This is a genomic window from Bremerella cremea (assembly GCF_039541315.1).
GTDB classification, from domain to species: Bacteria; Planctomycetota; Planctomycetia; order Pirellulales; family Pirellulaceae; genus Bremerella; species Bremerella cremea.
Window position 1 is genome coordinate 1,486,478 of sequence record NZ_BAABFZ010000003.1, and the last position, 14,631, is coordinate 1,501,108.

Here is a 14,631-nt window from a genome sequence, read left to right on the forward strand (position 1 = left end):
CTTGTTGCCGTCTGATCGAAGAGTCGTCGTGCGTTACGGTTTGACGATCAGTTGACCAATCCGTTTGCCGGTGTTGTTTCCCAGCGTGTGCCAGTCGTTGATGTCGGGAAAGCCATCGATGAAGATCTGCATGAACCGTTGCCAGTCGTTGGGATGCAGCGTCAGACAGCCATCCGAGAATCTAGCGCTGTAGAAACCATTGTGCACGTTGATTCCGGAAGAGATCGTCTTGCCCGGGTTATCGCTTTTCACCGTGACCGAACTTCGAGCATTCACCAACAGACCTGGCCGAACTCCCTGCTCTTTCACCACCAGGTCGGCTGCCGTTTGCTTCGCTTTGTTGCCACCTTGATGAAAGCCGATATGCAACGGGTAGGTGCCGTCGATCACGTGCCCTTTGATCGTCATGTCGTCTGGCCAGATCGAACCGCGAAACGTCCCGGTCACGCCGCCAGACAAGACAAAGCTTGACTCGTAAGTACCGCCATACGTTGGTGCGAAACCTCCTTGGCGTTTGGTCTTCTGCGGGAACTTATTGTCATGCTGAACGGTCAACGTGATTGCGCCGGCAATCGCTCTTGGTGGTGGAGGCGCGGCGGCACCGACCACGGCGATCATCGCCTTCCAGGTCTTGCCACCGACGTCGATGCGCTGATCGGCCTGGGCCATGCCGACGCGACGAACCTGAAACTGCGTGATCGCTTTGACGGTACTCGACTGCGAAGCGATCCGAGCGATCACCCCATCGACACCGCCAGGGCTGAAGGCAGGTACATTCAACTTTCGAGCAATATCGGTCAGCATCCGCTGAACCGTTTTCACGTCGGTGGCATGGTTTACCGCTCCACTCTCATAACTTCCGACGGACGCGGCGATCTGCCACATAGCATGTTTCCTCAAGCAAGTTGCACCTTCTGGTGACCTGATTAACGTCCCAAGGCGGGTTCGGTTGCTTCGAATCCCCAAAAGTTATCCAACTTTTCTAGTGACGCCTGATCAGCGCAGCTTGAAGTAGCGAAAAACTGGCCTCTTTCCGCAGATCTGACTGTAATTGCCGACTGCGAAGAACGCGGCGGAGGTGGCCAAGAAATTACCAGAGCCTCCGATTGCCGAGGCTGGATGCCTGATCGACCAGCAAGTCTGAGCGTTACGAGTGCAATCTTCCACACGCGCACTCAAGAACCAGTACCGATGTCGCCGATGCCACCACCAGCAATCGTCTGTGCGATCGAGATCGGTAATCCGCGACAAGTGAGATCACCGCGCGATTCATCCCCGTTGAAAGCGGCTAAGGGAAAGTCGTTGGAATGCTATCGATAACATGGCATGAATATCGGATGAACCTCGCGAGATGGCTTCGAATCGACCACCTGCCAGGACGTAATTGGTGTATTGTTTGCACCTCGTTTCCGCTTTCCTGAAAGAGATCTCGGCTGAAAATTGGCGACCCTCGATTCATGGTCCATATTTTCAAGTAGCCCCTGCCCCCGGGACGCTGCAGGAAAGATCGGAATCGTTTTGATTCGTCGTTAATGAGTTCCTAGCTAGAAGTCGAACCCATGGGCCAGTTTCATATCGCCATCACGCATCAGGCTAAGCCTGGCAAAGAAGTCGAATACGAAGCAGCGCTGCGCGAGTTCGCCAAGAAGTCGCTCGACGAACCAGGCGTATCAGGTGTGTTGCTCCTCGCTCCGGTACCTGGGTCTCTGGGCAAAGAGTATGGCATCCTCCGCACATTCGACAGTCAGGAATCTTGCGACGCCTTCTATCACTCGGAAAGCTACCGAGAGTTCCATCGTCGCACGCGACCATTGGTGGCCGATGATGCCAAGCGTCATCGACTCGATGGGCTGGAAGGTTTCTTTCGCGATCCGAAAACAAGTCCGCCGCGTTGGAAGATGTTTGTTGTGACCTGGCTGGGCGTCTATCCGAGTGCCCTGCTCTTCTCGATGACGATCCCACCGATGATCGGCTTCATGCACGACCTTCTGATCCGAGCGATCGTGAACGTGGCCGTTGTCGCGTCGCTGGCGTGGGTGATCATGCCGTTTCTTACCAAGCTGTTCCGCCCATGGCTTTACCCCGACGGACCGAAGCCAGTGATCCAAGACTTCGCGAGCACGCATCGTCCGCTGGGACTTCCCGAGCAAGAAGCCGTTCCGGGCTAGAACCTGTCCCCCCTCTGTTGAGCCATTTCGATCATTTGGCAATTTTATCTGTTGCAACACAATACGGGACACCGTATAACTACACCCATGAGCAGCAAACATGACAACACGCGAAACGGATTGGCCAACGAGATCGGCAAGCGAACTTCGTTCAACTGTCCTCGTCAGGAAGCCTATCTGAACCTGATGCGAACGCATGCCCTGCTTTCGACTCAGGTTTCGCGACTGCTCAAAGAGCACGGCCTGACCGACCCGCAATACAATGCCCTCCGCATTTTGCGTGGCGAAGGCAAGCCGATGCAGACCTATCAGATCGCGGAACGGATGATCTCGCTGCAGACCGACATCTCTCGGCTAGTCGAACGAATGGTGGCTGCCGGGCTTGTCGATCGCAATCGCAGCGAAGACGATCGCCGCGTGGTGTGGGTCTCGCTCACCGAGAAGGGACAATCGATACTCCAAGAGCTCGATGCTCCCATCAATCAACTGCACGAATCGCAATTCCAGGACCTCACCCAAAAGGAACTGAACTCGCTTAGCGAGCTGTTGTTTCGTGCTCGAAGATGACCTCCGGTCTCTCAATTGAATTTTTTTAACTCAATATCTGTTGCAACTCACTTTTTCAAACTGAAGGATTTTGAACCATGGCTAACATTCTCGCAAACACCGACGGCGGACTGATCACGGCAGACAACAGCGTGTTGGTTTTCATTGACCACCAACCGCAGATGTCGTTTGGTGTCAGCAGCGGTATCGACCGTCAACTGCTGATGAACAATGTCTTGATGCTGGCCAAGGGTGCCAAAGAGTTTGGTGTCCCTACCATTCTGACGACGGTCGAAACAGAGTCGTTCAGTGGTCCCATGTGGCCGCAACTGCTCGATATCTTCCCGAACCAGCAGCCAATCGAACGCACCGGGATGAATTCGTGGGATACGCCTGCGTTCCGCGATGCCATCAAAGCGACCGGTAAGAAGAATGTCATCCTGAGCGGCTTATGGACCGAGGTCTGCATTACCTGGCCGACGCTGAACATGCTGGCCGAAGGGTACAACATCTACGTCGTCGAAGACGCCTCGGCCGGAACTTCGCCGGCAGCACATGAAGCAGCTCTTTCCCGCATGGTTCAAGCAGGTGCGGTTCGGATGACATCGGTCGCAACCGTCCTCGAGTTCCAACGTGACTGGGCTCATCGCGAACATTACGACGCCTTGATGAATATCTTCCGCGAACATGGCGGGGCATACGGTGTGGGGATCGAGTACGCTTACACCATGGTCCACAAAGCCTCGCCGGCCCGAAAAGTTCTGGCCTAGTCCAGGCTGTTAATCAGCGGCCAGGGATCCAAGCACTTCCCTGGCCTGGCGTTGGCGAAATTGTCTTCGCATTCACGGAAAAGGGAAACGCATGAACCGCGTCCATGTTGCCATCACGCACGAAGCCCGTCCTGGTCGAGAAGCGGATTACGAAACCGCTCTACGAGAGTTCGCTCGCGACTCGCTTCACGAACCAGGCACTGCAGGCGTCCTTTTGTTGGCGCCGGTCCCAGGCTCGGTTGGCTGTGAGTACGGTATCTTGCGTTCCTTTGAAGATCAGGCCTCGTGCGATGCGTTTTATCGCTCGGAACGTTTTCGCAACTTTCACGAACGCACCAAATCGATGGTGGTGGAAGAAGCGACGCGTCGCAAGATCGATGGGCTCGAGATGTTCTTCCGTGACCCGAAGAAGAGTCCGCCGCGTTGGAAGATGGCCATCATTACCTGGTTGGGCGTCTTTCCTAGTGTGCTGTTCTGGGGAATCGTGCTGCCCCCAGTTCTCGACAACCTCCACAGCCTGTTCGCAACCGCGGTGGCAACCATGTTTGTCACCGTCACGTTGGCTTGGGTTGTGATGCCAGTACTGACTCGTTTCTTTGCTCCCTGGCTGCATCCGCCAGTTACTCATATTGGGATATTGGACCATGACCCCGCAACTGATTCTTCAACACGGTAAGATCACGACGCTCGATCCATCTCAGCCGGAAGTGACCGCCGTGGCGATCACCGACGGCAAAGTCTCAGCCTTGGGAAGCGATTCAGAGATCCTCCCGATGGCAGACTCTCAGACCAAAGTCATCGACCTGAATCAGCGACGAGTCATTCCCGGTCTGAACGACTCGCACTTACACGTCATTCGCGCCGGCTTGTATTACAACCTGGAACTTCGCTGGGACGGCGTGCCAACCGTCGCCCAGGCCCTCGAACAGCTTCGAGTTCAAGCCGAGAATACGCCGCCGCCGCAATGGGTTCGCATCATCGGCGGCTGGAACGAGTTTCAATTCGCCGAAGGTCGCATGCCCACCCTCGACGAGATCAACCAGGCCGCCCCCGATACTCCGGTATTCGTCCTGCACCTTTACGATTCGGCCATGCTCAACAAGGCGGCCCTTCGGGCACTTGGTTTCGACAAAACAACGCCGAATCCACCCGGCGGCCTGATTGCTCGTGACCGTCAAGGCAATCCTACCGGACTGCTGATTGCCGAGCCGAGTGCGTTGATTCTTTACTCGACGATCGCCAACGCCCCAAAGCTTTCGTACGAAGACCAATTGAATTCCACCCGGCAGTACATGCGCGAGCTCAATCGGTTCGGGGTGACCAGTGTTTCCGACGCAGGCGGCGGCGGGCAGAACTATCCCGATGATTACGCCGTGGTGAAAAAGCTGGATGACGATGGGCATCTGACGCTGCGGATTGCTTATAGCCTGTTTGCCCAGAAACCGGGAGAAGAACTGAATGACTATCGTCGCTGGCTGGGCATGACTCGCCCAGGTGCCGGCAGCGACTTGCTGAAGGTCAACGGCGCGGGCGAGAACCTCGTTTGGAGTGCCGCCGACTTCGAGAACTTCCTCCAGCCGCGACCGGATCTTCGTCCGACGATGGAACACGAGCTGGAAGCGGTTGTTCGCACGCTGGCCGAATCGAAGTGGCCTTGGCGAATCCATGCGACTTACGACGAATCGATCGGACGCTTTCTCGACATCTTCGAACGGGTCCATCGCGACACACCAATCGATCAGTTGCGTTGGTTCATCGATCATGCCGAAACGGTTTCCGATCAGAACCTCGAACGTATCGCGGCCATGGGAGGCGGGATCGCCACCCAGCACCGGATGGCGTACCAAGGCGAGTACTACATTCGCCGCTACGGGGCCGAGTCGGTGAAACGAAAGCCGCCGCTGCGTAAGATGCTGCAGATGGGACTGCCAGTCGGTGCAGGGACCGACGGAACTCGTGTTGCGAGTTACCATCCATGGACATGCTTGTGGTGGATGGTGACCTCGAAAACGGTCGGCGGCACGGTCATGCATGACGAAAGTGATCGCCTGTCGCGAGAAGAAGCGTTGCGACTCTATACCGCGGGAAGTGCCTGGTTCAGCCATGACGACGACAAGAAAGGCACCTTGAGTGTTGGCCACTATGGCGACCTGGCCGTGCTGAGCGACGACTACTTCTCGGTCGAAGAGGACGCAATCCGCGGACTCGAAAGTGTGATGACAGTGGTCGGCGGCAAAGTGGTCTATGGGAATGAAGAGTTCCGTTCCCTGGCGCCACCACCGCCAGCGGTCAGTCCCGATTGGTCGCCGGTAGCTCGCTTCGGCGGCTACGACAACTCGCAACCAGCACCGCCGCAACATCAACACCAACCGATCATGGCGGCCGATGGTCGAGTCTGGTCGAGCGGCTGTGGCTGCGGCATCTAGTTCTGAAGAGCGGTTTAGCGTGAAGCTCACCCCTCCTTACGGGAGTACAGCGACAAGATCCACTCCTCTATCAATGCAATTTCATGGCTGATTTTCACGCTAACTGACAAACAGCCATTGTCCATTCCCAAAGTGGGCATAAACTGAAAATATTCGCGCGAATATTTATTTTTATTGCCCGCTGCACAAGGACGCCCCGTCATGCAAAGAAGAGGTTTCACGCTGGTCGAGCTATTGGTGGTGATCGCCATCATTGGTGTGTTGATCGCTTTGCTGCTGCCGGCAGTCCAACAAGCTCGTGAGGCAGCCCGTCGTATGAGCTGCAGCAACAACCTGAAACAGATCGGGTTGGCTCTGCACAACTATCACGACACCTTCAACACGTTCCCACCTTCGTCGATCGCCGGCGCGGCCAACACAGGCGCGCACGGCCCGACCGCCTGGGTTTCGTTGTTGCCCTTCATGGAACAAGGTGCTCTGTTCAATCAGATAAAGACCACCTCGAACAATTTCCGCATGACCTTCTGGCTGGGGTCGACCGGATCGAGTCCGTTGCGAGCGATCTTGAAAGACATCTCGGTCGACGGTTACTGGTGCCCTTCGAGTCCACTCCCTCGTTTTGAAACGGCTGGTCCTTCGGGCGATACCGTTTCGATCCAGCAGACCGACTACATCCTGATCGCTGGTAGCGACAACCATATCACCACCGATCATGCGGCAACGAACAGTAGCTACATCTCGGATGGTGGTGTGTTCCGTAACTTCGTCGGAACTTCGTTCCGCGACATCACGGATGGCACGTCGAACACGTTCTGCATCGCTGAACAATCTGGCTTCACCACCGACGGCAGCAACAAGACCTTTGATGGGCGTGGCCATCCGGTGAGTGGCTGGTACATGGGCGCTAAGATCACGGCCCGGCCGAATGGCACCGACGGATCGTGGGGCGCAGATACGCGTTGTTGGAACATCACGACGGTTCGTCAGGGAATCGGCACCAGTGTCATCGGTGGCAACTGGGCCAAGGCCGATGCCTGCAACACGCCCATTCAATCGGCTCACCCAGGTGGTGCGTTGGTCATTGTGTCGGATGCCTCGATTCGCTTTCTGCCTGAAACGCTCGACGTGAATGTTGGCAAGAACCTGGCCGATCGCGACGATGGCAACGTGGTCCAACTGCCGTAAGGCAATGCGTTTGAACTCGTAAGTGACGCAAGTGGCCGCGTCACTTACGAGGCATTCTTCACATCACCTCGCCCCCTGCTCTTCCAATCTGAGTCGTCATGTCCAAGTTCCTTCTGCTTGCTTCTGCCTTGTTGTTGATTGTCGGTTGTGGCCCCGCAGGCCCGCACATGGTCACCGTAACGGGCAATGTCACCAGGGATGGCAAGCCTGTCCAAGGCGGCTCGATCTCGTTTGAAAACCCGGCGACCGGTTACGCCAGCCGCAGCGACGTCGGCAACGGTACCTATCAGGTTTCGATTCCGACCGGGGAATACCAGGTCGCCGTCGAGCCTTCGATGGTCGAAGTTGCTTCCAAGAATCCGAACTCACCACCGATGAAGAAGTACGACAATAGCATCCCAGCCAAGTACCACTCGGTGCGGACATCGGAACTGAAGGCTTCGGTTTCGGACTCGCAAACCAGCTTCGACTTCGACCTGAAGAACTAGTTGGAAGAACTCGTCAGCCTTCTGCTTGTCTGCTAGAACAGCGGCATGGCAAAACGATCTCAATACGTTGCATTCATGCGTGGGCTGAACCTCGGGCGACGCCGGCTTTCAATGGATCAGTTGCGTGGTCACTTCGAAGAGCTGGGTTACGACGAGGTCGAGACCTACATCGCCAGCGGCAACGTCATCTTTCAGACGGCTAAGAAAAGCGACGCCAAACTGGCGAGCGAAATCGCCGATCACCTACAGCACTCGCTCGGGTACGAAGTTGACACCTTCGTCCGAACCGCGGCCGAGGTTCGCGAGATCGCTGTAGCCGAGATCTTTCCGCAGCAGAACGACGACGGCTGGAACATGCACGTTTCGTTTCTCGCGAAACCTCTGCCGCCGAAGACCACCAAAGCCTTGGAAGCGATCGAGACGGATGAAGACCTCTTCCGTGTGGTTGGTCGCGAGATCTTCTGGTTACGCTATGGCAAGATGTCCGATTCCGAGGTGTGGAATCTGCCCGAGATGAAAGCCTTGAGACTGCCGACCAGTACCATGCGAAACATGAACACGGTTCGGAAGCTGCACGCAAAGTATCTGGCGTAGTTGTCGCCCGCTAAGGCGACAACATTGAAACGGCCTCGGTCACAATCGGTCGGGCCGAAAGATCGAAGAACGAGTCAAGCGTCACCAGCACCAGCATGATGACGCCAACGGCCAGCTTACCGACCGTCCCCATGATGCGCCCGACGAATGCTCCTTTGCCGATCGCCCAGCGTTCTTCGTGTGTCTTCTCGCTGCTATGTTCCCCAGCCCAAGCACCCCCGAATGCTCCCAAAGCGCCACCCAGCAGCGCGCCGATCATGGTTCCGATCACCGGGACAAAGCTCAGCATGATCGCGCCGGTCAAACTTCCGACAAATGCCCCAACCAGCGAAAGCACGATCCCCCAGCGACTTCCCCCTTGCTTGGCAGCTCCGGCGGCACCTGCGAGGAACTCGAGCACTTCGCCAAGGATCGCCAACACGGCCATTACGATCACCACGGTCCAACTGACACGCGGGTAATATTCAGCCGGCAGGAAGTAGGCGTAGAGAAAGGTAAACAGCAACAAGATCCAGTTGCCAGGCAGAGTAATCAGGGTCGATACCCAGGCCGTCATATTGGCCAACAGCAACAAGGTCGCGGCAACGTAAACCATGGAGACATCCTCGGAACAAAACAACAATGGAGGCGTTATTCTATTCGCGAAAGATGTGCCAGTATCGGGGGCCAAAAAGAAAAAAACAGGCTGACCTGATGAAGTTCAAGCCAGCCTGTTCGCCCCATGTTGACTTACGGACAGTTCGATTTACGGCATCTTGAACGACCGGCCATCCGCGATGTGCCCCATGCGGGCCTGAACTTCGACATCGATACCATACGCCAGATTGATCACACTGCCGTCACCAAACAACGCGTTGTACCCCCCTGGGTGCGCCGAGCCGTAGGCCACGGTCGATACGATGGACGGAAGATCGGGACCGCTAAGCATGTCGGCACGACCGATAGTGTCCTGGTCCCAGCCGCACGCATAGCCTTCGTTATCATTCGCAGGATTTTGGCCGATCGTCGAAACCGCCATCCGCTTTTCCCCCACAAACAGCGTCGTCGACGAGCCGTCGGGGATCCCAGAGAAAGTCAACAGGCCAGTGTTTCGAGGACCATCGGGATGCCAGTACTCGGTACGCTTGATGAAGCCGTATCCATTCGAGATCGAGCGGAAACCGGCGTTATTCAGGGCGTTGTCGTCCGGGTATTTGCTCGGCAAGATGTTCTTCAACTCGTGAGGGCGATCCGAAGCACAACAGGCGGTGTAATCGTTCTTACCAACTTCATACATGCCGGAAGGCGCCCCCACGTCGACACTGCGGTAAAGGCTGGGGGTGATGTTACGCGGGGTGGCCGCGGCGGCTCGGCGACTGGGGCAATAGAAGGTGGGAATCACGGCACCATAGATCCGGATGCCTCGTTCTTCAACGGTCCCGTGATTGTCACCCAGGTAGACATTCATCTGATCCAGGTAAGGCAGAATCTGATACATCCAGCCTGCTTCCTGCTTGATGCCGACTTCGGGACTTCCTCCCGACTGTCCCCAATCGACATTGAACGTCGGAAAGTGCTGCCACCCGCGTCCACCTGCTGGAAAGTGCTGGTGCGTGTCGTGATGATTGTGGATTGCCAGGCCGATCTGACGCATATGGTTGGCACACTGCGTTCGTCGTGCCGCTTCTCGGGCCGATTGCACCGCCGGCAATAACAAAGCAACCAACACCCCGATGATGGCGATCACCACCAACAGTTCGACCAGGGTGAAACCTCGATAGTTTTTCATGGAACAACATCCTGAATAGATGATGGAATGACAAGTTCGACACGATAGAAAAAGGCCGCGGCCACCCTGGGGCGAAGCGCGGCCTTTCTAAGTCACTGAAGATGCCCCAACTCGAATCGCCTATGACTTGGGAGCCTCGGCGAGATCGATTTTCAGGTCTTTTGTGCTGGAGCTAATGTCAAACACAAACGGGGAGGAAGTCGGACCATACTTCCCCTTCCAGGCATCGTCGCTGGCCATGCCATCTTTGGACATACTGGTCATACGCACTGCCACGCGGTACTTTCCCGGAGGAATGCCGTTCCCCATGTTGCCGGTTACGGTGAACTTGCCATCTTCCGATGCGTTCGCACCATGGGCCGCTTCGTCTTTCATCTCGCCCGATTCGTCGAGCGGCACGAAGACCAACGCAACGTTGTTCACTCCTTCTTCGTAATTCGGGACTGGGATTGGTTGGCCGTTTTCGACGACCTGCCCCGATACTTTTACCTGGTTTCCGCCGCTGCCACAGCCACTGAAGACAAGTCCTGCCAGGGCGATCAACGCCATGCTTAGAATGGAATACTTTTGTTTCACGTGATGGTTCCTCCCATTGTGGAATATTCTGGAATCCGCGCACTTCAGACCTTCATGATTACGGGTCTTTGTACGAACGGCCGTCGGCGACGTGGGACATGCGAACCAGCACCACAACGTCGACACCGTACGGAATCTGTCGAACACTTCCATCCCCAAACAAGGCATTGAATCCGCTAGGATGGGCCGAACCGAACGCGTCGGTGTAAGGAACATTTGGCGCATCTGGCCCTGGCAGACGTCCGGCCAAGGCGACCGAGTCGTTGTCCCAGCCACTCACCCAGCCGTTGTCGTCGTTGCCAGGATTCTGGCCGATATATCCGACCTGCATTCGCTTCTCGCCAATGAAGAGAGTCGTCGACGAACCATCGGAGATCCCACTGAAGGTGAGCGTACCGGTCTTACCGCCACTCCAGTACTCAGTCCGTTTCGCCCAACCATAGCCGTTGCTGATATCGTTGAAGCCGACGTTGTAGAGCGAAGTCGAGTCGTCCGAGAACTGGCTCGGCATCGTGGTGTTCAGCTCTCGCGGACGCGAGTCTCGGCAGCATGCGGTGTAGTCCGACTTGCCGATCTCGTGCGTGCCGGAAGGGACCGTCATCGCGACGTTCTTATATTTGCTTTGGCGATACGACTGGGGCGTCGGCGCGGCGGCCCGGCGACTGGGGCAGTAATAGGTTTGAATCACTGCTTCGGCGATGCGATGGCCTCGTTCTTCGGCCGTGCCGTAATTATCCCCCTGATAAACGTTCATCTGTTCCAGGTAGGGCAAGATCTGATACTGCCATCCCGCTTCCTGCTGAGCACCCACCAGTGGGCTGCCATCGGTCTGGTCGTGATCGACATTAAACGTGGGCAAATAGTCCCATCCTCGGCCTGCGGTTGGAAAGAACTTATGAGAGTCGTGGTGGTTGTGAATGGCCAGCCCAAGCTGCCGCATCTGATTGGTACATTGCGCTCGACGTGCTGCTTCTCGGGCCGATTGGACGGCCGGAAGTAGCAGGGCGACCAATACACCGATAATAGCGATCACCACCAGGAGTTCGACGAGCGTGAATCCGCTCAGAGACCTTCTACATGACATAACTCTGTTCCTCTACGAGATATGGAAGAATTAGGAAGACTGCAATTTGGGGTAAGCTGCGCAGTGAGAAACCCGACGAACGCCGAGTCAGAAAAGAAAACCTCAACCTTTGGGGCATGCTACAGCCCCCGTTGAATACAAAGCAAACCACTTTATTTGATTTTTGTGCATTTTGCGCTTTACACGAAATCTAGGTAAACGAATCCCCCTCTGCAGTATTTACTCCAGAAAATACATCAATTTCCGCCTATCACTACTTTTGAGATTTATTGCGATCATGGGGCGGATATGGCCCATCACTAACCAGGTACCGCTAAACCCGTAGCCTCAAGTGGATGTCTGGCGGGCAAATTCAGTGCGGATCGATGAAGATTGCCAGTGGGAAGAGCCAGGGAGCCGCGTGGCTAATTTTCCTCGCCTTGGCTCGCTGATATAATCGTCCGCCTCAAAACAGTCCGTCCGGCTGTATCGCGAAGTGCGATTGGCGGCGGTGCAATCTTTCCGTTTTCTGCAGGAGTCGCACACGATGAGCATCAGCGCGTTTATGGAGAAGCATTACCGCCATTTCAACGCTCGCGAGATGCTGGATGCGGCCAAGACTTACAAGTCGATGGTCGACGAAGGTGGCAAGATGTTCATGTCGATTGCCGGTGCCATGAGCACGGCCGAACTGGGTATTTCTCTGGCCGAGATGATCCGTGCCGACAAGGTGCACGCCATCAGTTGCACGGCTGCCAACTTCGAAGAAGACTTCTTCAATCTCGTCGCCCACGACGACTACGCGATGTGCACCAACTATCGCGACCTGTCGCCAGAAGACGAGTTCCAGCTTCGAGAAGATGGTTTCAATCGCGTTACCGATACCTGCATTCCGGAAACGGTCATTCGCCACTTCGAGCACAACTTACTCGAATACTGGAAGGAAGCGGACGAAAAGGGGGAGCAGCACTTCCCAACTGATTACTTCTTCCGTTTGCTGAAGGATGGCAAGCTGCAAGAGCATTACCAGATTCCAGCCGAACATAGCTGGGTGCTGGCCGCCTATGAAAAAGGCATTCCGGTCTTCACTCCCGGTTGGGAAGACTCGACGCTAGGCAATATCTTCGCTGCCCGCGTTTACGATGGCACGTTGTCGTCGCACAACGTCATCCACCCTGGTACGCGGATGATGCAAGACCTGGTGAAGTGGTACCTCGAGCACGAAAAGAAGGGCATCGGCTTCTACCAGATCGGTGGTGGTATCGCTGGTGACTTCGCAATCTGTGCCGTTCCGCTGATCCTGCAGGATCTCGAAAAGCGAGACGTGAATCTGTGGAGCTACTTCTGCCAGATCTCGGACTCGACCACTTCGTTTGGTTCGTATAGCGGTGCGGTCCCGAACGAAAAGATCACCTGGTACAAGTTGGGCAAAGACAGCCCGAAGTACATGATCAACTCCGACGCCTCGATCGTCGCTCCGCTGATGTTCTCGTACATCCTCGGTCAGTAAGTCAAACGCGAGCTCGAAGACAAAGTGGAAGCTGCCTGGGCGAACGCTCAGGCAGCTTTTTTCGTGCGCGATGCGTCAGGGGCTCGACCAAGGACCAAGCCATCGTCCGCCTGCCAAAGACTGAATACCACGAAGCTGGACGCGGTCCTGATTCTTGAACGAAACGATCGGGCTCAAACCGATCTGCATCAAATGTTCGATCTGCGAATCGGTCAGCAGATATTCGCCACAAGGATGAGCGTCGCCATCCCCATTGGGATTGAAGTAGAGTGGCAAGTCGGTGAACTGACTGACGGCCGAAGTGTCGAGTTTCCAGCCGAATTCGTGGTAACCTTGCGCGATCGCCGCCAACGCCAACCAGACGGGGCTTCCCCAAACCAAGTCGGCCTGGCCTGTCGGGGGGACTTCTTCAAAGGCGAATGATTCGACCGGCTTCGTTTTCTTTCCATACGGAAGCCGCCACTGCACGCGTGGCCATAGCCCTGCGATGCTTTGCATAGGCCGCGTCAAACGATTGCGATTCCAGGTTTCCTGTTTCGCCTCTTCGGTCGAGAGCCAATCGGCTTCGCTTCCTTGCAGCTCCACGGCCAGCGCCGCGCCCGCTTCCTGGCAGATGTCTCCGAACCGAGACAACCGAATCAGGTCGTCCTGGTTCGAACTCCACGGAAACAGACAGCCAATCAGGCCCCAAGGGGTTGCCCCAGGCGTTTGCCACGGTCGAGTGATCTGCTGGGCTAGCGCCGTCACACTCCAATCGGCGGCGTCGAGTTGGGACTGGAAGCTTTCGGTCGAGATATCGAGCACAAAGATCTTCAGCTTGGCATGGGTCTCGACGTAGAACGTTAGCCATTTAAGACCGAGCCAAGTAGTTTCCAGTTGACGAAAACTGCGACTGCGAAGTACTCCCCGCATTGTTTCGGCAATGGCTTGGTCGACCAAGGCAACCAGGTCGTCCTCGCGAGGATCGACCCGTTCGATCTTGCTGTCGGCGAGCACCTTCTGAATGAAGGCCTGCCAGTTTCCGCTTTCCAGTGGCGAACGATCGACGTCGACCGATTGAGCCAGCACATCAGCAAACAGATCTTCCGATCCTGGAGCGGCCGGCGAAACAGGGACCTCACTGGAAGCCTCCGTCGCGTTGTCTCCCCAGGCCAAGACTTCCGCCGCTGCGGAGTCGAAGTGCTTGGGATTTTTCAAACGTCGACGAAGGGTCCGAAACTGCTCGAACAGTTCGAGCTTTTCGACCAAAGCATCGGGCTGAAAGTCGTCGAATTCCTCGAAATCGATTGACTGCGTAGCCCCAGCGGACGATGCCAGAATACCTTCGAGGCGAACCTGGAGTTCCGCCGGCAGTTCGTAGATGTTGTCTCGATCGACTTCGATCGGCGTCGAACGTTTCGGTTGACCACTGCCATGGAAATTGCCCACTAGCAGAATATACAGCGGGACTTGTTCGTCGACTTTCATCTTTGCCGGGGCGAGCGCACTGCCAACCTTGATTCCTGCCATGCCACTCCCCCGTCGATGCGATTCGAAG

The 14,631-nt window shown here is 56.0% G+C and carries 15 protein-coding genes; 9 read left to right on the plus strand and 6 right to left on the minus strand.

Annotated features, from left to right (window positions below; genetic code table 11):
• Window positions 1–33: 33 nt before the first annotated feature.
• Entirely contained in the window at window positions 34–885 is an 852-nt protein-coding gene (locus tag ABD890_RS08340; RefSeq protein ID WP_345087774.1) for a hypothetical protein, read from the minus strand.
• 674 nt (window positions 886–1,559) lie between these two features.
• Here ABD890_RS08340 and ABD890_RS08345 point away from each other — a divergent pair.
• The 8 genes from ABD890_RS08345 (at window position 1,560) to ABD890_RS08380 (ending at window position 8,177) form a co-directional block, all read left to right on the plus strand.
• Window positions 1,560–2,168 (plus strand): antibiotic biosynthesis monooxygenase, encoded by a 609-nt coding sequence (locus ABD890_RS08345; RefSeq protein ID WP_345087776.1) that lies wholly within the window; start codon window positions 1,560–1,562, stop codon window positions 2,166–2,168.
• A gap of 87 nt (window positions 2,169–2,255) precedes the next feature.
• On the plus strand, window positions 2,256–2,735 hold the full coding sequence (locus ABD890_RS08350) for a MarR family winged helix-turn-helix transcriptional regulator (protein ID WP_345087778.1): 480 nt from the start codon (window positions 2,256–2,258) through the stop codon (window positions 2,733–2,735).
• Between the two features lie 77 nt (window positions 2,736–2,812).
• Window positions 2,813–3,484: a hydrolase gene (locus ABD890_RS08355; protein WP_345087780.1), complete on the plus strand. Its 672-nt coding sequence runs from the start codon at window positions 2,813–2,815 to the stop codon at window positions 3,482–3,484.
• Window positions 3,485–3,575: 91 nt separating this feature from the next.
• Window positions 3,576–4,160, plus strand: coding sequence for an antibiotic biosynthesis monooxygenase (locus tag ABD890_RS08360; RefSeq protein ID WP_345087782.1), 585 nt, complete (start codon window positions 3,576–3,578; stop codon window positions 4,158–4,160).
• On the plus strand, window positions 4,129–5,910 hold the full coding sequence (locus tag ABD890_RS08365; protein WP_345087784.1) for an amidohydrolase: 1,782 nt from the start codon (window positions 4,129–4,131) through the stop codon (window positions 5,908–5,910). The genes ABD890_RS08360 and ABD890_RS08365 overlap by 32 nt, the downstream gene beginning before the upstream one ends.
• Window positions 5,911–6,111: 201 nt before the next feature.
• Window positions 6,112–7,095 (plus strand): DUF1559 family PulG-like putative transporter, encoded by a 984-nt coding sequence (locus ABD890_RS08370; protein ID WP_345087786.1) that lies wholly within the window; start codon window positions 6,112–6,114, stop codon window positions 7,093–7,095.
• Window positions 7,096–7,193: 98 nt separating this feature from the next.
• Window positions 7,194–7,583 (plus strand): hypothetical protein, encoded by a 390-nt coding sequence (locus ABD890_RS08375; RefSeq protein WP_345087788.1) that lies wholly within the window; start codon window positions 7,194–7,196, stop codon window positions 7,581–7,583.
• A gap of 45 nt (window positions 7,584–7,628) precedes the next feature.
• Window positions 7,629–8,177: a DUF1697 domain-containing protein gene (locus ABD890_RS08380; protein ID WP_345087790.1), complete on the plus strand. Its 549-nt coding sequence runs from the start codon at window positions 7,629–7,631 to the stop codon at window positions 8,175–8,177.
• Window positions 8,178–8,187: 10 nt separating this feature from the next.
• Here ABD890_RS08380 and ABD890_RS08385 read toward each other — a convergent pair whose 3' ends face one another.
• From ABD890_RS08385 to ABD890_RS08400, 4 genes are all read right to left on the minus strand, one after another.
• Complete coding sequence (locus tag ABD890_RS08385) at window positions 8,188–8,772, minus strand: DUF456 domain-containing protein (protein WP_345087792.1); 585 nt, start codon at window positions 8,770–8,772, stop codon at window positions 8,188–8,190.
• 150 nt (window positions 8,773–8,922) lie between these two features.
• Window positions 8,923–9,945, minus strand: coding sequence for a DUF1559 family PulG-like putative transporter (locus tag ABD890_RS08390; RefSeq protein ID WP_345087794.1), 1,023 nt, complete (start codon window positions 9,943–9,945; stop codon window positions 8,923–8,925).
• A 120-nt stretch (window positions 9,946–10,065) separates the two neighbouring features.
• A complete protein-coding gene (locus tag ABD890_RS08395) occupies window positions 10,066–10,521 on the minus strand; it encodes a peptidase associated/transthyretin-like domain-containing protein (protein WP_345087796.1) in 456 nt (151 codons plus the stop codon).
• A 58-nt stretch (window positions 10,522–10,579) separates the two neighbouring features.
• Window positions 10,580–11,605 carry a DUF1559 family PulG-like putative transporter gene (locus ABD890_RS08400; protein ID WP_345087798.1) on the minus strand — a complete coding sequence of 342 codons (1,026 nt, stop codon included), beginning with the start codon at window positions 11,603–11,605 and terminating at the stop codon, window positions 10,580–10,582.
• Between the two features lie 526 nt (window positions 11,606–12,131).
• Between ABD890_RS08400 and ABD890_RS08405 the strand changes: the two genes are divergently transcribed.
• Window positions 12,132–13,094, plus strand: coding sequence for a deoxyhypusine synthase family protein (locus ABD890_RS08405; protein WP_345087800.1), 963 nt, complete (start codon window positions 12,132–12,134; stop codon window positions 13,092–13,094).
• Window positions 13,095–13,169: 75 nt separating this feature from the next.
• Here ABD890_RS08405 and ABD890_RS08410 read toward each other — a convergent pair whose 3' ends face one another.
• A complete protein-coding gene (locus ABD890_RS08410) occupies window positions 13,170–14,603 on the minus strand; it encodes a type VI secretion system contractile sheath domain-containing protein (protein WP_345087802.1) in 1,434 nt (477 codons plus the stop codon).
• Window positions 14,604–14,631 lie beyond the last annotated feature (28 nt).

Coding starts and splice junctions, on each gene's coding strand:
- ABD890_RS08340 (WP_345087774.1), bottom strand. CDS start 885: ATGTGGCAGATCGCCGCGTCCGTCGGAAGTTATGAGAGTGGAGCGGTA.
- ABD890_RS08345 (WP_345087776.1), top strand. CDS start 1,560: ATGGGCCAGTTTCATATCGCCATCACGCATCAGGCTAAGCCTGGCAAA.
- ABD890_RS08350 (WP_345087778.1), top strand. CDS start 2,256: ATGAGCAGCAAACATGACAACACGCGAAACGGATTGGCCAACGAGATC.
- ABD890_RS08355 (WP_345087780.1), top strand. CDS start 2,813: ATGGCTAACATTCTCGCAAACACCGACGGCGGACTGATCACGGCAGAC.
- ABD890_RS08360 (WP_345087782.1), top strand. CDS start 3,576: ATGAACCGCGTCCATGTTGCCATCACGCACGAAGCCCGTCCTGGTCGA.
- ABD890_RS08365 (WP_345087784.1), top strand. CDS start 4,129: ATGACCCCGCAACTGATTCTTCAACACGGTAAGATCACGACGCTCGAT.
- ABD890_RS08370 (WP_345087786.1), top strand. CDS start 6,112: ATGCAAAGAAGAGGTTTCACGCTGGTCGAGCTATTGGTGGTGATCGCC.
- ABD890_RS08375 (WP_345087788.1), top strand. CDS start 7,194: ATGTCCAAGTTCCTTCTGCTTGCTTCTGCCTTGTTGTTGATTGTCGGT.
- ABD890_RS08380 (WP_345087790.1), top strand. CDS start 7,629: ATGGCAAAACGATCTCAATACGTTGCATTCATGCGTGGGCTGAACCTC.
- ABD890_RS08385 (WP_345087792.1), bottom strand. CDS start 8,772: ATGGTTTACGTTGCCGCGACCTTGTTGCTGTTGGCCAATATGACGGCC.
- ABD890_RS08390 (WP_345087794.1), bottom strand. CDS start 9,945: ATGAAAAACTATCGAGGTTTCACCCTGGTCGAACTGTTGGTGGTGATC.
- ABD890_RS08400 (WP_345087798.1), bottom strand. CDS start 11,605: ATGTCATGTAGAAGGTCTCTGAGCGGATTCACGCTCGTCGAACTCCTG.
- ABD890_RS08405 (WP_345087800.1), top strand. CDS start 12,132: ATGAGCATCAGCGCGTTTATGGAGAAGCATTACCGCCATTTCAACGCT.
- ABD890_RS08410 (WP_345087802.1), bottom strand. CDS start 14,603: ATGGCAGGAATCAAGGTTGGCAGTGCGCTCGCCCCGGCAAAGATGAAA.